The sequence below is a fragment of the Bradyrhizobium sp. CSA112 genome, assembly GCF_029051645.1.
In the GTDB taxonomy this organism is placed as follows: Bacteria; Pseudomonadota; Alphaproteobacteria; order Rhizobiales; family Xanthobacteraceae; genus Bradyrhizobium.
Genome location: NZ_JAACFS010000033.1, coordinates 45467 through 67054, shown reverse-complemented (window position 1 = coordinate 67054; position 21588 = coordinate 45467). Strand labels below are relative to the sequence as shown.

17 protein-coding genes and 2 pseudogenes are annotated in these 21588 nt (G+C 56.6%); 10 read left to right on the top strand and 9 right to left on the bottom strand.

What is annotated here, in order from left to right:
• Positions 1 to 771 precede the first annotated feature (771 nt).
• The gene (locus GWE18_RS33510) at positions 772 to 1464 is read left to right on the top strand and encodes an outer membrane beta-barrel protein (protein WP_275189951.1); all 693 of its coding nucleotides are present in this window, start codon (positions 772 to 774) and stop codon (positions 1462 to 1464) included.
• 832 nt (positions 1465 to 2296) lie between these two features.
• On the opposite strand, the gene GWE18_RS33505 is transcribed toward GWE18_RS33510, so the two are convergent.
• From GWE18_RS33505 to GWE18_RS33485, 5 genes and pseudogenes are all read right to left on the bottom strand, one after another.
• The gene (locus GWE18_RS33505; RefSeq protein ID WP_342804316.1) at positions 2297 to 3391 is read right to left on the bottom strand and encodes a cytochrome-c peroxidase; all 1095 of its coding nucleotides are present in this window, start codon (positions 3389 to 3391) and stop codon (positions 2297 to 2299) included.
• A 333-nt stretch (positions 3392 to 3724) separates the two neighbouring features.
• Positions 3725 to 4486, bottom strand: a complete 762-nt coding sequence (locus GWE18_RS33500; protein WP_275189950.1) for a LuxR family transcriptional regulator — start codon at positions 4484 to 4486, stop codon at positions 3725 to 3727.
• A 241-nt stretch (positions 4487 to 4727) separates the two neighbouring features.
• The gene (locus tag GWE18_RS33495; RefSeq protein WP_342804315.1) at positions 4728 to 4925 is read right to left on the bottom strand and encodes a hypothetical protein; all 198 of its coding nucleotides are present in this window, start codon (positions 4923 to 4925) and stop codon (positions 4728 to 4730) included.
• A 412-nt stretch (positions 4926 to 5337) separates the two neighbouring features.
• A pseudogene (locus GWE18_RS33490) lies at positions 5338 to 5694 on the bottom strand (FAD-binding protein); the annotation flags it as partial.
• 31 nt (positions 5695 to 5725) lie between these two features.
• Positions 5726 to 6168 (bottom strand): annotated as a pseudogene (locus tag GWE18_RS33485) (nitrogen fixation protein FixA); the annotation flags it as partial.
• A gap of 764 nt (positions 6169 to 6932) precedes the next feature.
• On the opposite strand from GWE18_RS33485, the gene aepX reads away from it, so the two are divergent.
• The 9 genes from aepX to GWE18_RS33440 all read left to right on the top strand — a co-directional run bounded on the left by aepX (position 6933) and on the right by GWE18_RS33440 (position 17125).
• Positions 6933 to 7802 (top strand): phosphoenolpyruvate mutase, encoded by an 870-nt coding sequence (gene aepX, locus GWE18_RS33480; protein ID WP_275189963.1) that lies wholly within the window; start codon positions 6933 to 6935, stop codon positions 7800 to 7802.
• A 423-nt stretch (positions 7803 to 8225) separates the two neighbouring features.
• Complete coding sequence (locus tag GWE18_RS33475) at positions 8226 to 8987, top strand: phosphocholine cytidylyltransferase family protein (RefSeq protein ID WP_275189949.1); 762 nt, start codon at positions 8226 to 8228, stop codon at positions 8985 to 8987.
• 696 nt (positions 8988 to 9683) lie between these two features.
• Entirely contained in the window at positions 9684 to 10892 is a 1209-nt protein-coding gene (locus GWE18_RS33470; RefSeq protein ID WP_275189948.1) for an aminotransferase class I/II-fold pyridoxal phosphate-dependent enzyme, read from the top strand.
• 316 nt (positions 10893 to 11208) lie between these two features.
• The gene (locus tag GWE18_RS33465; RefSeq protein ID WP_275189947.1) at positions 11209 to 11727 is read left to right on the top strand and encodes a hypothetical protein; all 519 of its coding nucleotides are present in this window, start codon (positions 11209 to 11211) and stop codon (positions 11725 to 11727) included.
• Positions 11708 to 12319, top strand: coding sequence for a CDP-alcohol phosphatidyltransferase family protein (locus GWE18_RS33460; protein ID WP_275189946.1), 612 nt, complete (start codon positions 11708 to 11710; stop codon positions 12317 to 12319). Before GWE18_RS33465 ends, GWE18_RS33460 begins: the two co-directional genes overlap by 20 nt.
• 45 nt (positions 12320 to 12364) lie before the next feature.
• On the top strand, positions 12365 to 13522 hold the full coding sequence (locus tag GWE18_RS33455; protein ID WP_275189945.1) for a PLP-dependent aminotransferase family protein: 1158 nt from the start codon (positions 12365 to 12367) through the stop codon (positions 13520 to 13522).
• A gap of 617 nt (positions 13523 to 14139) precedes the next feature.
• Complete coding sequence (locus tag GWE18_RS33450; RefSeq protein WP_275189944.1) at positions 14140 to 14922, top strand: class I SAM-dependent methyltransferase; 783 nt, start codon at positions 14140 to 14142, stop codon at positions 14920 to 14922.
• A 95-nt stretch (positions 14923 to 15017) separates the two neighbouring features.
• The gene (locus GWE18_RS33445) at positions 15018 to 16055 is read left to right on the top strand and encodes a succinylglutamate desuccinylase/aspartoacylase family protein (RefSeq protein ID WP_275189943.1); all 1038 of its coding nucleotides are present in this window, start codon (positions 15018 to 15020) and stop codon (positions 16053 to 16055) included.
• 236 nt (positions 16056 to 16291) lie between these two features.
• Positions 16292 to 17125: a class I SAM-dependent methyltransferase gene (locus GWE18_RS33440; protein WP_275189942.1), complete on the top strand. Its 834-nt coding sequence runs from the start codon at positions 16292 to 16294 to the stop codon at positions 17123 to 17125.
• Positions 17126 to 17569: 444 nt separating this feature from the next.
• On the opposite strand, the gene GWE18_RS33435 is transcribed toward GWE18_RS33440, so the two are convergent.
• The 4 genes from GWE18_RS33435 to GWE18_RS33420 form a co-directional block, all read right to left on the bottom strand.
• Entirely contained in the window at positions 17570 to 18421 is an 852-nt protein-coding gene (locus GWE18_RS33435) for a phytanoyl-CoA dioxygenase family protein (protein ID WP_275189962.1), read from the bottom strand.
• A gap of 1 nt (position 18422) precedes the next feature.
• Positions 18423 to 18617, bottom strand: coding sequence for a hypothetical protein (locus tag GWE18_RS33430; RefSeq protein ID WP_275189941.1), 195 nt, complete (start codon positions 18615 to 18617; stop codon positions 18423 to 18425).
• 27 nt (positions 18618 to 18644) lie between these two features.
• Entirely contained in the window at positions 18645 to 20129 is a 1485-nt protein-coding gene (locus tag GWE18_RS33425; protein WP_275189940.1) for an alkaline phosphatase family protein, read from the bottom strand.
• 131 nt (positions 20130 to 20260) lie between these two features.
• The gene (locus tag GWE18_RS33420) at positions 20261 to 21415 is read right to left on the bottom strand and encodes a PLP-dependent aminotransferase family protein (RefSeq protein ID WP_275189939.1); all 1155 of its coding nucleotides are present in this window, start codon (positions 21413 to 21415) and stop codon (positions 20261 to 20263) included.
• Between the last annotated feature and the right edge of the window lie 173 nt (positions 21416 to 21588).

The window sequence follows — 21588 nt, the reverse complement described above, 5'->3', positions numbered from 1 at the left end:
CAGTTTCGAAGAAATAAAGACTGAGATCCAGGAGTGGATCGATAAGCTTTAGGCGGGAAATCAATCAAAAGAGACGGTTCGGCTTGTCGCATGAACTCAAGGCGAGAATTGATTTACGGTGCCAGCTTTTTCAACTGTTCAATGAGGCGATAGACCGAAGCCAGTGCAGCTAATGCTGTAGCTTTACTACATGCTTCGCCCGAGCGCAGTGCTCTACCGGGATGAATGAGGTTCCGCGCATCCATCGCAAGGCCCGCTTGGTGCTCGGTTCCGGCGTCGATCACACGATTTGAGACCGCACGATTGATCAAATCAGCGAGATGTAGCTGGTCCAGCGGTCGCTTCGGCGCAGTCGTAAGTGACACCTGCTTCAGGGCCCATAGGCGTGCCTGAATGAAGTCGATGGTCGGCGTTGCCTCTGCTGTTTAATCAAGCGAGGCTCCGAGGGGAAGCGCCCTTCTGGGGAACAACACTCAGCCAGACGATCCGATACAGTTCGTCGCGGCTCTCGCCCACGCGCGCCCCTTTATCAGCGAGCTTCGATTCGAACACCCTTCACTCCAATGTTGGCATTGACGCGCATCTCTCCCATACGCGATCAACGCTTTGGGCTGTGCACATTTGGTCATGATTTCCAAGCCTACAACCTGACGCAGCGTGAGTTTCAAGCTCTTTCTTTCGAGTGAGTGTTGCGCTGTCGTTACAGCAATTCCCGATGACGTTGCTAAGACGCGCGCGGCCCGGGGGCCATCTAAAGGAAAGAAACTGGAAATGAAGAACTTGTTGCTTGTGACTTGCAGCATCGTCGCGCTTAGCGCGGCCGCACCCGCATTCGGCGCGGATCTCGCTGCGCAGCCCGTCTATATGGCGCCGCCACCGCCGCAGGTCGCGGCCGCGATCTACGACTGGAGCGGTTTGTACATCGGTATCAACGGCGGTTGGGGCTTGAGCGATGCAACTGGTAGCACCGTGGGTGGCCAGATCGGCTATCGCCAGCAGATGGGCCAGGCGGTGTTTGGTATCGAAGGTCAGGGCAACTGGGCTGATTTCAGCGGCTCCAATGTCAGCACCACCTTCCCCCTCAATACTAACCGCAGCACGACCGACGCGTTCGGCCTGATCACCGGCCTGATCGGCTACACCTCCAACAACGTTCTGCTTTACGCCAAGGGCGGTGCTGCGGTGACGAGCAACACCCATCAGGTCACCTCAACCCTGACCGGCGCGCAGCTGGCGAGCACCGACAATACGCGTTTGGGCGCAGCTGTCGGCGCGGGTGTGGAAGTCGGCTTTGCGCCGAATTGGTCGGTCGGCGTCGAGTACGACCACCTGTTCATGCCGGACGCCAACGTGAACTTCACCACGGCCGCTGGTGTGGTCGCGACCGATCGCATCCGCCAGGATTTCGATCTCCTGACCCTGCGGCTCAATTACAAGTTTAGCCCGCCGGTTCTCAAATACTGATCTCCTCGCGTCAAACGGCGGATCGAAAGCCCCGGCCCTCGGGCCGGGGCTTTTTTCGAGCTATTCATCTGCCGCGGAACGGTCACCTAACCGCGTTCTGTATTTTCCGGGAATATGCAAGGACATTCTGCCTGCAAATCGTTTGGGTTGAGTATGTTCAATGTGATCACCACCAAACTCGAATGGCTAAATGGCAATCGCGAACCTGACACGGCCCGGCACAATGGTGATGCATGGTTAGGGGATGAGCACGCAGACGGCCGGACAGTTTGCCCGGTTCAAGAGCGCCTCCCATGCTTCCGCGGATATTCAACCCGAGGCCTACTTCCATTCTCCGGTCCGCAACGCACTGTTCAGCTTACGCATCTCACGTTTGGAAGCGCCGGATCGGCTTTCAGCCCGCTCACACGATTAGATTGCTACGAGTATGGTACTGCTTGTGCTCGACGTCTGGGTATTCTGCGGCCGCCCTTTTGTGCAGAACGCTTGGTTAAATTGTCATCCCCCTTGACCTTGGGCTCAACGCGCGGATACACGGCAAGAGAAACCCGTTTGTGTCTGCTGACGATTCAGGCCCAACCCGAGCCACTGTTTGCCTACATCAACAGCCCTGTCATATGCGTCAGTCTTTATAGCCTTCTGGACTTGGTGCTAGCAGACGCTTTGTCATAGCTGCGCTTTCATCGGGCAGCTGATCGGGCACTTGCTTTCGTGTCCCGCTCCCATCCTGCTCCGCCTTTGCGACTTCATGCATCGCAGACGCCCGAATGCCTGCGCCGCGTTCCTTTACATTCAAAGAACGCACAATGCCCACTACGGTGGAAGAACCACACTATCTGCCTAAAGAGGGCGGCGGCGTCGCGTCGGTACGCGTGGGCAATTTCGGATCCTCAATCTTAGGCAGCTGCCCAGTCAGCGAATTCAGAAACGCAACAATATCGTTCTTTTCCTTATCGCTAAGCTCGATGCCGAGCTGGATTTCACCCATCACGCCAACCGCTTGCTTAAGGCTCCAAACCTGGCCTGAATGGAAGTATGGAGCCCGCAACGCGACATTGCGCAACGGCGCGGCGCGGAAAACGTATTCGTCGCTGGCAGCCTTGGTGACCGCGTATCGGCCCTTGTCGGAGGCCGGAAGCAGGGTTGCGCCCAGCCCTTTGATCACGCCGAACGGGAAGTAACCTTGTCCACCGACGTTGATTCCGTTGTGACAAGAGGAGCACCCCGTTTGCATGAAGAGCTTCAATCCTGCCTTCTGCTGATCATTGAGAGCAGTCGTATCGCCTTCAACGTACTGATCGAATGGAGCAGCGGGTGTAATCAGAGTCGCTTCAAAGGCCTCGATCGCCTTCGCGAAGTTGTCAAAGGTGACCGGCGACGCCTCGTTCGGGAACGCCTTCTTGAACATGACCACGTAGTCACTCATCGAATTCAACGTATTGAGCACATGATCTGGGGTCGCGTTCATTTCGACACGCGCCTGCACGGGGCCCTTAGCTTGTGCCTCGAGGTCTGCGGCACGTCCATCCCAGAACTGCGCCACATTGAATACCGCGTTATAGACGGTTGGCGCCCGACGTGGACCCTGCTGCCAGCCGTGCCCGACCGAGGTCGGACCGGCATCGACTCCGCCGGTACCAAGATTATGGCAGCTATTGCAGCTGATAATCTCGCTGGCTGACAGCCGCGGATCGAAGTACAGCATCTTGCCGAGTTCGACCTTCTCATGGGTGACCGGATTGTCCTTCACTGCAGGCATGATCGAGGGGATCGGTTTGAAAATCTGCCTAGCAGCTCTCATCAAATCATCATCGGCGCTAGTCTGTGTGAGGCCAACATCGCAACGGCCGCAACGGATAGCTTGCGTACGAGGTGAAGCTCCCATATCGCTGACTTCTTCACAATACCTCTCATCGGCACCAAACAAGGAGGGCATCGTCCCTGTTTATGTCACGCACTCACGCTTGTCCCAGTGATGGCTGCATAGCAACCGCCGTGCCAGTGGCGCTCGCAAGAGCTAAGCTGCTGATTTAGCCTTCAAAGCAACTGCGATCCCGCGGAGAATGTTAGGTGTCTGAAGCTGACAGAAGCCGTGCGGTGTCAGAAACGCGAAAGCCACGAACTAGCGGCGGCCGATTCGTGGGCGACCGGCGCAGGCCTTTTGTGATTATACCGATGCAGCATCCAACTCGCTGCTATTCCCAACGAGATTAGATCGTCATGCCATGAGAATCCTGCGAGCGGACGCCACACGCTCAGGTCAGTTACCAGTTGCCAGCGCTGGTGCCGTCGAGAATTCAATGAGATTGAGGCGAATCGCTTTTACGACGGCCTGGGTGCGGTTCGTCGTACCCAACTTGCGCATCACGTTCTTAAGATGAAAATTGACTGTATTATCGCTGACCTTCAGGATCTTCCCAATTTCCCAAGACGATTTTCCCTCTGCCACCCAGCGCAGGCAGTCTTTTTCGCGCTTAGACAGGGTAAGTTTCCTGTCGCAGCTGCTATCCGAGGGCCGCGCGATCTCCGCAAACGCGATATGAAAGTGCCAGGCCAGTGTGTTGAGGTGACTCATACGATACTGAGGATCGGCGTCGTCCAACGGAGATGCAAAGGATACCACAGATACTCGGCCAAATGCCCCAAACAATGGCACGCTCATACCGTGCTTCAGACCTGCCTCTCTGGCCTCGTCCAGTACGCGCTGCTCGCCGGATTGCAGTTGATATTGCTTGGCGAGTTCGTCCCAGAGAAACGGCCCCGGAAGCATTGGTGTCCGCCGGACCACCGGGTCGATGACACGGTAGTTACGTTCAAAATAACGGTGGCACCAGTCAGGCGGGAAGTTCACGGTCACCGAGGGCGGTAGATACTCCGGTAGACGAGGCGGTTCCGCGAAGGTGAGTGCTCCATAAGCGACTTCACTGAAGCCCTCCTCGCTCGCACAGCTCACAAGAAGATCGAACAGCGCTTTAGTAGAGCGCGTTTGCTTCGCGCATTCGATGAAGCTGAATAAGTCCATGTGGCGACTCACGAGGGCAGAGAGGCCGCTATTGCGCCGTTCGATTGAGTGTTTTAAGCGGAGTCTAGTTTTATTCCGCTCAGCGAAGCCCTTGCTCCGCTCTTCATCCAGCCTGAACACTCGCGCTCTGCGGCAAATGCTATTCCCAAATTCGTTGACCTCTCCCAGCAGGCGCCCAGAAGGGACAGGTCAATCGAAACCGTGGGCACGCCAATCAAGCAGCGGGGGTGGAGCGCCTCTCTCACTTAAGCTCGAACAGCACACCATAACCGTGGTACTGGTAGCTCCACGTTATGTCGCCAGGGGACTCGCCAACGAAGCGGTGGGTATCGCATTCGATGAAGCCGTCGAGGGCGATCTCCACGTCGCACTTGGCTTTCGGCTCGAAGCAAAGCGCGGGACCGGCTTTGACGAGCGAAAGAAGCTGCGGCAACGGCATTGTGCGCGCGCACCCCTATATGGGAACGACCGAGATCGATGTGATTGCGGTTGTAGAACAGCTTCTCTTCGAGGCACACTGAGGGCTCGACATTCATGTTTCAGTCTCCGCAGTTGGTATCCACGATTAGAGCGCAAGGCTTCAGTCTCTCTTGTTTATGCATGATCTCCTTCGAAAACCGGTGGCCACTTTTCAGGATCGTGCAGCGGCACAGGGCGCCGGCGAATATTCGCCGCGCCGCGGCGCCTTCATGTCGAACTTGGCCATAGGTAGCGCGGAGGCATGCCGGCTATCCCGGCGCCCACCACGATGCCGTTGAACCTTACCTCGATCGTGGCAGCCTCCTCTAGCTCGCCATCTGGACGCACGAATGCGGGCCGCAGACGCGCAGCAAGGCGGCCATCGGCACTGCCAGCAGCCGGTTCGCGTCGCTGCCAATATGGGCGAATTCGAAGATCGCCGCGTTCTTCTCGATGCTAATGGCGACGATCAGGTCGGCGCCGTTGACGCCGACCCGATGCAGGATCGCGCCGGAAATGCCGGTCGCTATAAAGAGCTTTGGCCGGATGCCGGTGTGACCGCTCTGCCGGGCGGAGGTGACCCAGCCCTTCTGCGCCAGCGGATCAGAGCAGCCATATTTGGCGCTGAGGACAGCGGCGAGCTGGCGCAGAATTTGAAAACTTTCAGCCGATCGGAACTCAAGACCCTCGGCGACCACGACATCGGCATACGCGAGATTGACGTTTGCGGAATCGCAGTCCGGCACGAATGGAGTCCTGCCCCGGATCCGGGGCCCCCGTCTTGGCGACGTAGGTGAGCTGCAGCAGGCCGGGCCGCTTGGCAATGCCGGGCTCGACCTTAGCGGTGTCGCCGTCGATCGTCTGCTTGCCAGTGAAGATGACATCAGCCGGGCAATACTCCCTCCCAGTCTTGCGGATTGCGGTCGCCAACGCATAGCTGCTCGCCAGTGTGCCGTCCTGGCGAATACGCAATCAATGACCGCACGATGTGGTCGACGCCGAAGGTCAGTGCCTTGCGTAGGGCTCGGCGGCCATCGATGAGCACGGTTATCTTGCCGCCGCACTCGTCGCTTAGCTCCGGCACAGCTCGCAGCGCGAACAGATCGTAGCTGTTGATAATGGTCGGCGTCGGCATCCCGGTGGCGCATGGAGTTGTTGGCCACGGGGCGCACGCGGATCTGAGCGAAATTGAAAACCTGCTTGATGCAGACGATACCGTGCATGCGGTACTCCACAAGTTCCGAGAACCTGGGATGAGAACAGCAAGGCTCGTACCAGTTGCGGCGCTCGCGAGAATCAGGCGTTAAGACAAATGTTTGAGAGAGTTGGCGATCGATTGGGCACGAGAGGCGATCGACGAAATTGCGACATGGTCAGAAATCCGACATCGCCGTTTGCAGCAGCCGCGACATTAGTTGATGTAGATCAAGAAGAGCGCAGCGTAAGACGGGATATGTTCTCCCCTCATCTGCGGTGAGAGCGGGGGCGCGTAACACACAAGGTGAGCGCCCACAGCGTTCACGAGGACGAAAAACCAAACGCCCTTTCGCCTTGGACAACGCTTCGCATCGCCAGGAGCAGGACGAGATTTCGGATCGTACTCGAGGTCGAGCAGAGCAAGAAGTGCTGAGCTGATGAGGTTTCCCCATTGTCGAAAGGATACGCTTTGAATTTCCGCCACCAACGATCGAACATCTTGTGATTGTTAGGGCTTAGCCCCGGACTCCCGCGGCATCCTATTGCGACTTGCAACACGTTGCGACCCAGTCAACTACCAACGCTAGTAATTGATCGAGATGACAGAAGGATGTCACCTACGGTTGGGCTGCGGGATTGCCCGAGCGGCTTGCCTCGATCAAGAACTGGACGAAGCACGCCCTGAACGTCCGGCCGGTCGAACGCACCTGCAAGGAGTGGCATGCAAGATCAATCACAATCTTTTCTCGCGAACGGCCCTGGTCGATGCGCTGACTCCTCACTTGCAGAAATGCTGCGCGTTGAGATTTGCTCCAACCGCGAGCTCTCCTTCCTCATGGAAGCTCATGATGCGCTCTCCGGCGCGATCGCCAAGCGGGCAGGCTTTAAAGGTCTGTGGGCGTCGGGCCTGTCAATTGCCTGCTCTCTCGGCTACCGCGATGCCAACGAAGCGTCCTGGAACCAACTCGTCGACGTGGTCGAACGCATCGTGGACTCGACGGAGCTGCCCGTGCTCGTTGACGGCGATGGCGGCTTCGGGAATTTCAACAATGCGCGCCTCTTGGCGCGCAAACTCCGTCAGCGTGGCGCTGCCGGGGTTGCGCTGGAGGACAGCTGTTTTCCGAAGATGAACTCGTTCGTTGGCGATCGGCATCCGCTTGCCGATATCGATGAATTTTCCGGCAGGCTGCGGGCAGTGAGAGATACAGTCGCGGACGACTTGGTTCTCGTGGCACGGATCGAAGCGCTGATCGCCGGCCATGGAATGGACGAGGCAATTTTACGCGCTAGCGCTTACGCAGCCGCGGGAGCCGACGCGATCCTCATTCACTCGCGTAAGAGCACCGCGGACGAAATCCTCTCGTTCGCGAGTACCTGGCAGAACTGCCTGCCTGTCGTAATCGTTCCAACGAAATATTATCGAACACCGGTCTCTGCATATCGTGATGCCGGCATCTCCACAGTGATTTGGGCCAACCACTCCATGCGAGCTGCAATAGCGGCAATGCGGCACGTCTGCGGCCGAATTATCGCCGAGGACGGCATTGCCGGCATTGAGCCAGATATCGCGACGCTCGACGAGGTGTTCGATTTGTTGAGGTACGACGAATTGGCCAATGCGGAAGCGCGCTATCTCCACGCCCCTGACCCAAGGCAATAGCTTGTCATCCACACAACAACATACTCATTCGCGAAGGACTGCTGTGATGCAACCGCCTGCCCTATCGTCACGCTCCACCTGCAATCTATCGAGGAATTTTTTGCCTCGCAACTATTGGAATGTCGTCAAATGGCGTAACAGACCTTACGCGGCCGCACTGTGTAATCCTGCCCTTTCTTGGCTCGATCTGTTCATCTATCCCGATGACCAGGCACCGAAGAACAGCCACGAGCTCATTTCTTTCTCAGAACGACCGACGAACACCATGATTTATGTCCTTTGAACCGTAGGCTCGCATTTCCAAGGACTGCGGCAGCCTTCACGCCACCGCAGCAACCATAAGAGACGGCCTGAAGTTGCTCATCGACTCGTCAGCGCCTGGAATGACTTGGCAGGAATCCCGCGACGATGGAAGGGAATGAAATGACTACCGATGCTCCCAAGAAAGCCGTCATTCTCGCGGCCGGCTTGGGCTCCCGCCTGCGTCCGCTAACCGATCTGCGCCCGAAGCCGCTGGTCGAAGTCACCGGAACTCCGATCCTTCACAACGCTCTGCGCAATCTGGAAGCCGTCGGCGTGGAAGAGGTGACGATCGTCGTCGGTTACCGGAAGGACGCAATTCAATATGCCTGCGGCAGCCGCTTTGGCCAGCTCGAGATCAAGTATGTCGAGTCGACCGTGTTCGACCGTACCGGCAGCGCCTATTCCCTGTGGCTGGCGCGCGACGCGCTTCTTTCCGGAGACTGCTTTCTTCTCGAGGGCGACGTCTTTTTCGAGGAGAACGTGTTGCGCTACCTGATGATCGGAGAGGCGACCGATGTGGCTGCAGTAGCTCCCTTCAATGAATGGATGGAAGGGTCGGCAGTTCTGTTGTCGGATAGCGGGTTGATCTCAGGTTTCCGCATGAAGCAAACCGCAGCAAGCCTTGTTGGGGATGGTCCTAGACTATTCAAGACGATGAACCTGCTACGATTTTCGGCGCGGACTCTCAGGGCAACGATTGTTCCAGGGCTGGACGATATCATCGGCTCCGGAGCTACTCAGGCCTACACCGAGGAGCTTCTTGCATATCTGGTGGAAAGGCGCGGCCTAAAGCTCGCAGCGGCGCGTTGCGACGCTCTCAGGTGGTACGAGATCGACAGCCCCGAAGATCTGCGCATCGCAGAGCGCATTTTGGCAAGATGAATGCCTTCGGCGGGCCATCATTCTTCTTTCGCACGTATTCCTTCTTCCAGGGACCTGGGCTGGCCGCAGCGGCGGCCCTTTGGGCTGTCCTATTCGATCCCTCGACGGGATTGCTCGCACGATGAATTTCGTTGCAATGAAAACTGCATATAGGCGCATTGACTAGGCGAACGCGTGCGTTCTTCTGCATTCGTGACAGCAACGGTCAAACCATCTCCTACTGGCGCCTAGCAGCACTGCCGCCTCAATTCTATAGCGACATGCAGTTGGCGCCCGGCCAACTACCAACGTTGGTAATTGATCTAGGTGATAGAAGCATGCCACCTATCGGTTGATGAACGCCGGGCTGGTCAACCGCACCTGCAAGGAGTTCGGCATGAGTTCTCCGAAGATGAATTCGTTTGTTGGCGATCGGCATCCCCTCGCCAAGATCAGTGAATTCTCCGGCAAACTGCGAGCAGCCGGGGTCCGACTCTCCTGCGGCATCGATCTCGAATGCGGCCCGCATTCAATCGGAAGAAGGCTTTGCCGGTATTGAGAAGGGAGTCTCCGGTCTCGATGAACTCTTCACCTCCTCGGCTGCGATGGGCTTGCCCAGGCGGAAGAGCGGTATCTGCCGAAAGCAGATCGCATACCGACGGCCACGCGGCGCGGATCACCTCCACAAAATCGACAATCAACTCAGGAGGAGCGCACATGTTGGCGCACCGGATTTCTTTGGTTTCAAGTTCGGGCACTGCCGCCGCCCGTGAGGCAGCCAAGAGAGCTTCCGCGGCCGGCCATCAGATCATCGACTTGGCGGCCGGCGAAGTCATCAAGGAGCCACCATCATCCGTGCGCGAAGGAGCGATTGCCGCCATCAATGCGGGGACGAACCGATACACCGATTCCATCGGCCTAACGCCGCTTCGCACGGCAGTCGCCGAAAAGCTGTCGGCGGAAACAGGAATCCGTTGGAATACGGATGACATCGTAATCACTGCGGGTGCAAAGCAAGGACTGCTCGACGCTGCCTTGGCCGTACTCGATCCAGGTGACGAGGTCATCATTATTCGCCCCTGCTGGCCGACATTCCCGTCTCAGGTTCTTCTCGCCGGCGCAACGCCCGTGTTCGTTGATGCTGGCCCCCCGACATATATTCCCGATATCGGCGCAATCCGCGCCGCCGTCACGCCGCACACCAAAGCCATTATCATCAACTCGCCAAACAATCCTACCGGCGCAGTCTATGATCGAACGACTCTTCAAGCTATCGGCGATCTAGCAATCAACTACCAGTTCTGGATCGTTTCCGACGAATGCTACTCCAGCTTCGTATTCACCGGTTCGCGCCATGAGTCGATCGTGATGGCGCATCCGGGCGTACGTTCACGGACGATCCTGGTCAACGCCTTCTCCAAGGAGTTGGCGATCACGGGCTGGCGCCTGGGTTATTTCGCGGCACCCCCGGAGATCGTTTCTGCGGCCAAGAAGCTGCAGAGCCATACGACCTCGAATGCCAATGTCATCGCGCAGTACGCGATCCTGCACCACCTTCAAGTCAGCGATGGCAGCTTTGAACAGGAGATGCATCAGCGCCTGTTACAGTCTCGTAACACTGGTCTTCACATTCTGTCCGGTCTGCGCGACGTGGCCACGCCGAGAGCACAAGGCTCATTCTTCTTCTATCTTGATTTGAGTAGACTTGTCTCCGCTCTGCCGGCTGGAGGCCCCATTCAATCGACAGACGATATTGCACGACTGCTCCTGGAGGAAACCGATGTGGCATCCGTTGCCGGTGGCACCTTTGGCGACGTGAACGGCCTACGTCTCTCCTTCGGCGCTCCACCAGACCTGCTGGAGTCGGGGCTAAGACGCGTGGTCGACACCCTGAACAGCCTGAAGACCAAACACGCAGCGGCCTGACCAGGAGGAAATGTTGAATGCTCAATGGTACACGGGCCGTGATTCTTGCCGCAGGACTCGCCTCAAGGCTGCGCCCCGACACGGAGCCCGTCCCAAGACCATTGGTGGACGTGAACGGAAACGCGATGCTGGACAACGCGCGGCATCAGCTCTCCGAACTCGGGACTCGTGAAGCAACCATCGTCGTGGGTTATCGCAAGGAAGCCCTCGAGCAGTCCTGTTGCCACCATTTCGAGAATGTCGTCATCGAATATGTCCACAATCCCATGTTCGATCGGACCGGCGCCGCCTATTGTCCATGGTTAGCGCGAATACAATGCTTGCCGGCGACACCGTCTTTCTCGAAGGCGATGTGTTCTCCGAACGCGAAGTCCTCGAAAGAACGCGTCAAACCATGTTGGCCACCGGGCAGACCGTGGCTGTCGCATCTTTCAATGCATCCATGGGTGGCTCGGTCGTCGAGCTGGCTGAAGATGATTCCCTCGCAACCTTCTTCATGCACCAGACGCCCGTTGAAGCGCAAGCCAGAGGCCTCTTCAAGGCGATCGATCCGACGCGCTTCTGCGGCACTGGACTGCGCGAACAGCTGGCGCCGGCGCTCCAGGTGGCGGTGGAGAGTGGGCATCGGACGGCCTATGTCGAACAGATCCTGGCGTCCTTGTGGAAAGCCGAGAGCCCCAGCTTTCGACGACCGATTACACCGATACACGCTGGTTCGAACATGACCTTCGCCTGGCGGGAACGATATTCGCGCCGCAGGGCGACCTTATACTTCCCGCGGCAAGTTCGATCTCGCTGGCAGCAGGAGCAAGACGATGATCGGGTATCTTCGTGATTATGCTAACGCCATCACAGCCCTCGCCTACCTGTTTGCGGTCATCGGGCTTTTCCTTGCCTTCAACGGCAAGATTGAGCTCGGTGTTGCAGCGATGCTCTGGACTTGGTTCCTCGATCATTGGGACGGCCACGTTGCACGCAAGACAAGCCATCATCGTCGTCCAGGCATGGCGGAGTTCGGAAAGAGCTTTGATGGATTTGCCGACTTCATTCATGGGGTGGTCTTTCCCGCCGCGATTATCATCCTTGTTGGTCAAGGTTCGGCCCTGTCGCTCGTAGCGAGCTTGTTCCTGGTTTTGGCAGGTGCGATCAGGCTCAGCTACTTCGAGAATGTTGGGTTGACCGACGACGCCCGCTTCATCGGCATTCCGGTTTCGTACGGCACGCCACTACTGGCTGTCCTGCTGCTCGCTCGCCGTTTGTTACCGGATAACATCCTTCCGACGATCTTGTCGGCAGCCTTCATCATCCTAGCGCTGTTGCATGTGACAACAGCAATCCGCGTTCCCGCTATTCGCGGAGCTGCGGTGCCGATTGCGACTGGCTTTGCAATCGCCGGCTCGATCGCACTGATAATGATTCGGAGATAAGTCGTTTTTGGCAACTATTCCAAGCCCGCGTAACCGGAGGATACAATGATTGAGCTCTCAAATGCTGCAAACCGCGGCGCAGCAGCCTCTGTCATCTCTGCGACTTCTATAGATTTCGCGAGAAATTTTCCTCCACCAAGCCCACTTATCGGGGACAGTCTTGTTCTTGCTTTCGACGAGCTGGAGGGCACTGATACTGCTGCAGCTATTCGGTTTCCGCGCTTTGTCGGAACAGCACGAGATCGAGCAGCGGCAGCCGGTTGGGTTGCAAGACGCTTGGGGATCGCTCCTGATCCTGAAACAATCGTTCTGTCGAACGGATCACAGAGCATTCTGGTTATGCTCTTGGCCTCGCTCGTTCAGCCGGGCAACGTCCTGTTGACCGAGGAGCTAACGTACGCGGCAATCAAGCCTATCGTCTCTCTGTTCGGGATAAAGCTCTTTCCAATCAAGATGGATGATGAAGGTATCATTCCCGACGCGCTCGACAGCGCCTGCATTAAACTCGGCAGCGCGCTTCGAGCCCTTTACTGCATGCCGACGTTACACAATCCTACCGCGGCAACCATGTCGATTGAGCGACGCGCCGAAGTCGCTGAAGTAGCTAGACGGCACAACCTCTGGATCTTCGAGGACGACATTTACGGATTTCTGCCTGAGACTGCACCGCCACCGCTGTATACATTCGCGCCCGAACGCACGTGGTACATCCTTGGGCTTAGCAAATCGTTAGCTGCACAATTGCGCGTTGCGTATACTGTCGCGCCGAGTGAGACAATGGCACGCCAGGTGTTCTGGCCCGGCGTCAAAACGACCAATTGGATGGTCGCGCCGCTGATTGCCGAGGTTGCGACTCGCTGGATTGAGCAGGGTGCCGCCGACTCAATCTTGAGCTCGGTTCGCACGGAAACAAATGTTCGCCAGGAAATCGTTCGGAAGTCTCTTCCTTCTTGGGCGATAAGAGTACCTCCCTTTTGTTACCATATCTGGCTTGAATTGCCTCCAGCTTGGTCCCCGACGGAGTTCGAACAAGCTGTCCGAAGGCAAGGTGTAGTCATCGCACCGGGTGACTCCTTCTCAGCAATACCCGGCGGATTTGCCGCCCGGTTCCGAATTGGAATCGGCGTGCCCTCTGATCATCAGACGCTACGTGACGGATTGGATATTCTGAACAACGCCCGCGACCAAATTGCATCGAGTTAGAGAAAAGTAAGGAGGGCGTGATGGCGAACTCCCAAGTCAACTGCGCCGCGGATTGTGCGCAAACCGCCGGACAATATCGTAGGGCACCCGCCTTTTTGTTCGCCGATCAAGCGCTTCACATCGGATGCGTCGAAGAGGCCGATTGTTTCGAGCTGCGAAAGATCGGGCTTCAACCGGCCGAGGCAAGGCCTGTGCCTGCGTATGCGTATGCGCGAGAGCAGTTCCATTTGGCCGCAATCGTCGGGTTCGAGTTTGTCTCGGTGGCAACTTTCTTACTCGAGGATCAGTCGGAAGGCGGTGCCTATTCCGCAAACGGGTTTTCATGGCGCCTAAGAGGGATGGCAACTCATCCTCAGCATCGCAACTGCGGGTATGCGACCGCCATTCTTGAACATGGAGTCAGGCTCCTTCGGCGTCGACAAGCGTCACTTCTGTGGGCCAACGGACGCAGCACGGCAATTGGATTCTATCTAAGACACGGGTTTGTCTGCATCGGTCAGGAGCGAATTAAGCCCGGAGTTCAGCCCCATTACCGCATCGAACGAGAACCATAGGCATCATCGAGCTCATCCGGCGGCATCGGTCTTGCGCTCAATCTGATAAGCATGGAGGTATTCATGACACTCTCGGCTCTTTCGACTCTCGGAAACTTCACGAACTCTGCCTCTTACTACGACGATCGACCGCGATACGATCCAAGAGTCCTGGATATGTTATCGTTGCTGATCCGAGAACGTTTCCCGGGTCCGGCTGTCGCCGATGTTGGGGCAGGCACAGGTCTCCTAACGCGTGAGCTCGCGGCGCGGGGGTTCGCTGGCACAGCAATCGAGCCCAATGATGTGATGCGCGAGGAAGGAATTAGGCACTCTGACCTCAATTTTCCCTTTCGTTGGCTCAAAGGTAGTGGTGAGGCAACCGGTCTCGCCGGCCAAAGTGCAGATTGGCTGCTGATGGGGAATGCGTTCCATTGGACAGACATAGAGAATGCTCTCCGAGAATTTCGGCGTGTATTAAGACCTGGCGGATTTTTTACGCCGATTTGGGTGATGCTCGACACCGATCGTGACGCGACGTTGCAGTCAGTTGATCGACTTTTAGCCGACGCGATTCCCTCTTTCTCGCGCCATTCGGACGTTGTTCTACACTTCATCAATAGCCTCAGCACAGGCATGAGTGACTTCTCAGATCATCGCGTTTTTCTGGATTCTCATCACTCGGAAGTTATGTCTAAAGAACGATATCTGAATATGTGGCGATCAAGGAACGATCTTCAAAGTGCATTGAATCCACGGGAGTGGGAGATTGTTATAAAAAAGGTCGAGGAGCTGCTGGTCGAAGAAGAGGTTGTTTTGAAATTGCGTACTTACGCTTGGGTTTTTGGGCAAGAAACGCTCCACTAACCGCTATTGTTTTGGCGTTTCAGCTGGACGCTCATATTCAGCTGGAGCGCCATCTTGGAAGGCGAAATAACTGAGTGCTCGGTGGAAGCAAAGCCATGACGGACATACCAAGGGTAAGGTTAATTGGAATTGACTTCGAGCGCGAAGGGAAGACCCACGGTTACATTGGAATTCAGCATTCCATCACCCGCTCATGCTATTATTGGTTACCGGTGCCGATCACATGCATAAAGAATCGTTCTGGTCCAACCGTGCTCCTCATCTCAGGAATTCACGGCGACGAATATGAAGGTCAGATCGCGCTGTCCAAGCTTGCTGCGGATCTTCAGCCGGTTGGGGTTGCCGGGCGTGTCCTTATTCTTCCAATGGCGAATTTTCCAGCGGCAAAGGCAGGCACAAGAACTTCACCGATCGATGACGGAAATTTGAACAGACTTTTTCCAGGAGAGGCAAGCGGCAGCGTCACTCAACAAATCGCCGCCTATATCGAACACGCATTGATGGCCATTTCTGATTTCGTCATCGATCTTCACGCCGGTGGTTCGTCGATGATGCACGTAGCTGCCGCCATCGTGGTTGCGGAAGGAGACGCTCTTCGCCATCAGCAGCAAATGGCCTTGGCCCAGGCTTTTGGGGCGCCATACACGATCGTTTATGCTTCGGGATCTCAACCTCATTTTAGCGAAATTGCCCTGACCGCAAGCGCACGCCAGAATGCGATAGCGATAGGTGCTGAGCTTGGCGGCGCCGGATCGGTGACTTCTGCGTCCCTCTCCTTCACGGAGCAGGCGCTGGCGCGGGTTCTGCACAAGATCGGGGTTCTAACCGACATCACTGACGCTCCGCCGCCAATGACGACACGAATTCTCTCGTCTGACCGCCCAGACACCATGATTTGGGCGATGGAAACAGGCCTGTTCGAGCCTGCCGCAACCGTGGGCAGTGAAATTCGACGCGGAGATTTGGCTGGAACGATACATTTCGTCGATAGTCCCGGCCGCCCGTCGACCGAATATCGTTTCGACGACGACGGCATCGTCACCGCCGCGCGGTTTATCACGCAAGTTGAGCGCGGCGACTGTCTCTATCGGATTGCGTTCAGTCCGAACCTTCACCGGGATTCGCGCATATGATATCCGGCGTCGCCAACCCGCCGGCGTGATCAGAGGCGCAAACTCTAGTTCCGGGTGGTCCACAGTTCGGCCCTCGCTGCACGAGGTGATCGACGCTATTTATTTTAGGAGGAGATTGCCGGGCTCAGGTCATATATACTCGAGAGGATCAACTGATTGTCGACACTCTTTCAATCTTCGGTCGCTCTCGGCAGTGTCCTGTCCCACTAGAAACTGCGCCGTCAGCTGGGGGGAAAGTGTGTAAACGTCCAGGAACATTCGACGCGTCGTGGGCCGAGTTTACAGGTCAGGGCCGGAACTATGACCGCTACCAACCCAGCTATCCATCGGATGTAGCAAAACTGGTATCACAGCACATTCAACGCGCCGGGCTCGTAGGGGGTATCGCGGATGTCGGCAGCGGAACTGGCATTTTCACGCGGGTTCTAGCGAGGGAGATCGATGGCATTATTCCGATCATTGGGGTTGAACCTAATCAAGACATGATCCAAGTGGCGATGGACGCCATGCCACCTGATCTGCAGGTGAGCTTTCAAAGTGCCCCCGCGGAACAATTGCCTTTCCAGCAGGCCTCGCTTTCAGCGTTAGTATTTGCTACGGCCGCGCATAGATTCGATCGAAAGAAGTTCTTCGGAGAGGTCGCGCGAACCGTTCAGCCCGGCGGTATGTTAGCGCTCGTGCACAATCGACATCGATACTGGGATAGTGACGCGCTAACTGAGTTTCACAGTTTTATAGAAAGTTGTGTCCCGGGATATCGCCGCGGTACCTTTACCAACAAGAATGGGGGCTACTCCAACATGGATTTTCGATCCGAGCTGTTGGAAGATTCCCGTTTCTCGGATGTAGAAGTACGGTCGTGGGAATGGGATTTTGAGACCAACTTAGAGCACTTCATCATAACGGGGATTTCAACAAGCATCGTTCAGCGCTCCGCTGAGGTGGTCGGGTGCAATAAGGTGGTCGAGTTTCTACGCGATCTTTTTCGCCGTTACTCCATCGACGGCTCATTGAAACAACCGTACGTAACCGAGGTAACTTGCGCAATTGTGTCCGGCAAGAGCTCGTAACGTGAGTCTGGCGATTACTTGTAGGGATACATCGTCTTATCGTCCCAGACGTCTTGAGAATTCCAACCACCCGGGCGTTTTTCGTTTCTTCTCTGAGAATCCGGGTGGAATTGATCTTCTTTTAGGCGCCTCCCGTTGAATTTTTTCCGGGTCCCGGTCGACTCCGAATTGGGCTGCAAGGCGTCCCCAGTAAGGCAATTGAGCACCAGGCTTGTTTAATCTGACGCGCGAAGGCGTCCCTGAGCTGGCGGACCGAGCGGCGAGTATCGTAGAAGCTATAACGAGCCTGAAGGTTGTTACACCGAGTAAATTTCGGCAATGTGATTGTTAGTTCTCCGTCTAAGTAGTTTTCGAGCACGCCAAGTGATACGACGAGCTCCTTGCCTTGCACACGTCGCTATCCGATTTGGTGTCTTCACCTTAAGCCGACTGTGGCGGTGAGGTTCAGAGCATAGTTGTTGCTTTGGGCAGCTCTTGCTTGTTCTGGTGGTCAGCCGCGATTGCATCCTTACGTCTGCGGCTTTCGGCAACTATCTCGTTGTAGAATTTAACAGCTTCTGGATCGAAATCCCGGCGCGGACGTGGCTCGACGATAAAATTCCGATACTTATCGGTTCCGCGAACTAGGGATGCGCTATCCCTAAACCCGCTGGTCTGGCGGACGTGCGCAGCGACGTATCTGATGGTGATCCCCAGGCGGCGCGTATCGGAGAAATTCGGCTTCGAGCCATGAATGAGCATGGTGTGATGAAGAGATATCTGGCCGGGTCGAAGCTCCAGATCGACAGCCTGAGCTTCATCGACATCGACCTCGACATCCTGCCCTCGGCTCAATAGATTGTTTTTATCGTCGGTGTTTCTATGCGGCAATTGACCCTGGTGATGGCTGCCGGGGATCACTCTCATGCATCCGTTCTCGCGATTGCTGGGCGTCAACGCCACCCATGCGGTGACAACGCTCGGTTCGGAAAGACCCCAATACGTCCCATCCTGATGCCACGTTACAAAGCTGGGATCGTGAGGCTTCTTATCGAAATGGCCGGTTGCCCAGGCCATAATGTCTGGCCCGAGCACGTCCTCAACCGCATCCAAAATACTTGAATTCCTCATAAGATCATTGAGCCACATCATCAGCAGATGCGGCTTTATTTTCGATCGTGCCCATAGGTCCGGCTCCCGATTTTCGAGATCTTCCATGCGCGCGAGAAATTCAGCAGCCTCTTCCACTGAAAGAGCGTCAATTGGGCAAACGAAGCCTTCTGAACGATATTGTTCAACCTGGGCTTGATTCAACATTTTAGGCACCTTTTTCTCTCCTTGATTCCAGCATCGAATGTTTTGACCTAAAAGAAGCAGCGCTTGGCAAGGTAATCGGCGATGGCAAGACCGTGCCGGCCACCAATGAAACCTCATCGTCCGTTGCTTGAGCTCCGATGTCACCGGAATATTGCGGCTGACCGATAGCTTTAGTCCATAGCAGGAGCGCGAACATTTCGGCCTCCACATACGAGGGCGCAGATCAGCTGACCCAGCCACCCGAGATGTAGCAGGCGCCGTCCACATGCACGCGGCGAAGCATCTGCGCGTAGGCACCAAGGTGCGCGTCAAAGACGTCCTCGCGAATTGAAGGACCATCCTTGGGTGATGACGCGGTCACCTCGGCGAGCACTCGTCCAGTCATACTCTGCGGCACAGCCACACCGAGCAGCTGGAGGATCGTCGGGGCCACGTCGCAGATGCCGGTCGGCACCGTCGATATGCAACCTGCCCCAGAAAAAGCTGATCCCGCGACAATGCCCAATGCTGCGAGTTCCTTCGGATGCAGCCCGCCGTGGAGGCCGAGGCCGGCCCGGCGATCATTGTCATAGAAGGTGCCGCCGACGAGGCCGAAGGGATCGATGGTATCGTCGGCGCGGAAGGAAAAGGCGACGTCCGGCGCACGGATATGATCCGCGAAGACGAGGCGGTTTGAGAGGCTCCCGGGGGCGATGCCGTTGACCTCGTCCTTCGCGTAGGTGAACACTGGCCCGCACCATGGCTCGGACGTAATGGTCGCAATCAACCGGGCAATCTTCGCCTCATCCGGATCGGCAAGATACAGAGCGCCGACTTGGCCCGGCACCACTACCACATCAATATCGGCAGCAGGTGCGACGCCGGGGCTGAAGCCGGCCGCACGCAAGCTGCCGGCCACCGAGATGCGCGTATGGCCGGTGATGTGGCCGTGGTCCGAGATCGCGATGATCTGCACTCCGGCCTGCCTCCCCTCCGCCTCCCACCAGTCGAGCACGCGACCAAACTGGCGGTCGCAATGGGTAATGATGGACCGAGTTGCCTCAGCTCCTATGCCGTGAAAGTGTGAGGTGACGTCCGGCTCGCCATAGGAAAGGATCGTGACATCGGGCCGGTATTTCGGCCAGACGAAGTCGAGGAAGGCTGAGGTGATCCAGTCTTGCCCGAAACGGTCTGGCTCCGTCTTGGGCGGGGCCGGTGTCAACGGACTAATACGTGCTTCAATCTCGGCGAGGACATCGTCTGGCGTACAGGTCTCACGGAAGTGACCGGACAGGCGCACGTGGCCGAACTCTTCGGCCTTGTGGTGGAATAACCGCGTCGTGCCTGGCGTGTTGGTGGCGAGCACGGCGAGGCTGCACCCGTGAGCGGCCAATATCTCGCCCAGCGAGGGAACCGAATAGAGCCTGCCACCGCTTGCCAGGTCGAGATTGCGAAGGAGTACGGCGTCGGCTGTATCGATGTAGCGCGGCGGTACTACGTCACGGTCCACATACCTGTTGCCTACCATGCCGTGACGGCTCGTGACAGCGCCCGTAACGAGGCTAGGAAATGCCGAACGCGTCTCACTTGGATACACTGTTCGGTGATTTCCGAGTGTCGTGCCCGCGTTTGCCAAACGCGTCAGGTTCGGCGTTAGCTCTGAACTGACAAGATCTGGACGGAGTCCGTCGAAACTCACAACCAGAAAATGTCGCCTTTGTTGATGCATCGGCCGCCCCTGCTCTCTCCCAACCATTTCGCTCAGTGAGTGCGGTAGTTCCGTTGTTCTTCAGAATATTCTCGTCATAAGAAATGTTGTTCCCGCACTACAAGACGCTCGATCTCGAAGACATACTTTGCTTAAAAAACACTTCGATAAGCCTCCCGCAGAACCTCTAAGCCCCGCGAAAGTTGATCACGTGTTAGAACGGTGCCCAACCCAATTCTGAGCGCCTCTGGAGGAAGGCAATCCCCAACGACGAACGCATCGCCCGTACCAACAATAACATTTCTGCTTTGCGTCAGCTTCGCTATTTCAAGGCGCGCCCCGGGCGTCGGCATTCTGACCCAGAGATTCAGTGCACCAGGACGGGTCGTAACAGGGATTCCGTCGAGGATTTCTCGCGCGAGCTCATGCCGGTAACTCATCTCGAGACGGACAGCACCGATGATTGCCTTGACGTCGCCCGAGAGAACAAGGTTAGCTGTGGTTTCCGCATTCAAAGGTGCGGGCATCCAGTATGTTGACTTCACACCAGGCCAGAATACGCGGCCTGCGGCCACGCCGTCGGGCGCTACGACATAAGCCACTTTCAACCCTGGCGACAATGACTTCGCCGTTCCAAGAATATACCAAGAGATTTCCGGAGCGAGTGTCGCAAACGGAGGTGGCGCGTCCAGGGGAAGAATGCTGTAGATATCGTCTTCAATGAACTGAACGTTGTGCAATCGTGCGATGTCGACGATCGCTCTCCGTCGAACAAGCGTTGTTGTCGCGGTCGTTGGATTATGTAACGTCGGCAAAGTATAAAATGCACTCGGCCTCTCTCGCTGACAGACATCGGAAAAGCTGTCGGGCATTATCCCGTCGCCGTCGATACGCACAGGGCAAAGCCTGATGCCAAGTCTTGTGGCTATCGGTTTGATTGCTGGATAGGTCAGTTCCTCGGCAGCTATTACACCGCCTCGACCGGCAATGCTATCGAACAACCGGTCAATTGCGCTCTGCGTCCCATTCGTAACAACAACCCTCTTGACGTCTGGAGCCAAGCCAAGTCGCAGCGAAACAAACACCGAACCCGCCCTGCGGTCATTCTCGGTCCCCGTGAATCGATGGGAACCAACCAGGGAGCTAAGCTGCTCTTGTCTCATGAGCTTGGAAAGGGCGCGCCTGTATCGCTCTTCGAAAACATCGGCGACGATCGGCGGTAGATTGCCACTGAGGTTAAGCGAGCCATCGGGTAATGTTGGATCGGTCTGGCGAAGGACTTCGTGCGTGGTTTTTGCGTCGTTCATGCCTCTCTCTTCCCACTGTTTCGGCGTGCAACTACTTGACGCGCATTAGCAACTATCCTCTGGGCATGTGACAGTAGTGTCAGCTTCTCGCTGACAGCATGAGCCAATGTCCCTTCGTCTTGAACAAACGCCTCGCGAGTTTCCGCTCGCTGAAACCCAACCGACCGATTGTT

Excerpts from the sequence above, each read along its gene's own strand:
- GWE18_RS33500 (WP_275189950.1), bottom strand. The coding sequence starts at position 4,486 with ATGGACTTATTCAGCTTCATCGAATGCGCGAAGCAAACGCGCTCTACT.
- GWE18_RS33475 (WP_275189949.1), top strand. The coding sequence starts at position 8,226 with ATGACTACCGATGCTCCCAAGAAAGCCGTCATTCTCGCGGCCGGCTTG.
- GWE18_RS33425 (WP_275189940.1), bottom strand. The coding sequence starts at position 20,129 with ATGCATCAACAAAGGCGACATTTTCTGGTTGTGAGTTTCGACGGACTC.
- aepX (WP_275189963.1), top strand. The coding sequence starts at position 6,933 with ATGCTGCGCGTTGAGATTTGCTCCAACCGCGAGCTCTCCTTCCTCATG.
- GWE18_RS33435 (WP_275189962.1), bottom strand. The coding sequence starts at position 18,421 with ATGTTGAATCAAGCCCAGGTTGAACAATATCGTTCAGAAGGCTTCGTT.
- GWE18_RS33450 (WP_275189944.1), top strand. The coding sequence starts at position 14,140 with ATGACACTCTCGGCTCTTTCGACTCTCGGAAACTTCACGAACTCTGCC.
- GWE18_RS33510 (WP_275189951.1), top strand. The coding sequence starts at position 772 with ATGAAGAACTTGTTGCTTGTGACTTGCAGCATCGTCGCGCTTAGCGCG.
- GWE18_RS33495 (WP_342804315.1), bottom strand. The coding sequence starts at position 4,925 with ATGCCGTTGCCGCAGCTTCTTTCGCTCGTCAAAGCCGGTCCCGCGCTT.
- GWE18_RS33445 (WP_275189943.1), top strand. The coding sequence starts at position 15,018 with ATGACGGACATACCAAGGGTAAGGTTAATTGGAATTGACTTCGAGCGC.
- GWE18_RS33470 (WP_275189948.1), top strand. The coding sequence starts at position 9,684 with ATGTTGGCGCACCGGATTTCTTTGGTTTCAAGTTCGGGCACTGCCGCC.
- GWE18_RS33455 (WP_275189945.1), top strand. The coding sequence starts at position 12,365 with ATGATTGAGCTCTCAAATGCTGCAAACCGCGGCGCAGCAGCCTCTGTC.
- GWE18_RS33460 (WP_275189946.1), top strand. The coding sequence starts at position 11,708 with ATGATCGGGTATCTTCGTGATTATGCTAACGCCATCACAGCCCTCGCC.
- GWE18_RS33465 (WP_275189947.1), top strand. The coding sequence starts at position 11,209 with ATGCTTGCCGGCGACACCGTCTTTCTCGAAGGCGATGTGTTCTCCGAA.
- GWE18_RS33420 (WP_275189939.1), bottom strand. The coding sequence starts at position 21,415 with ATGAACGACGCAAAAACCACGCACGAAGTCCTTCGCCAGACCGATCCA.
- GWE18_RS33430 (WP_275189941.1), bottom strand. The coding sequence starts at position 18,617 with ATGTTCGCGCTCCTGCTATGGACTAAAGCTATCGGTCAGCCGCAATAT.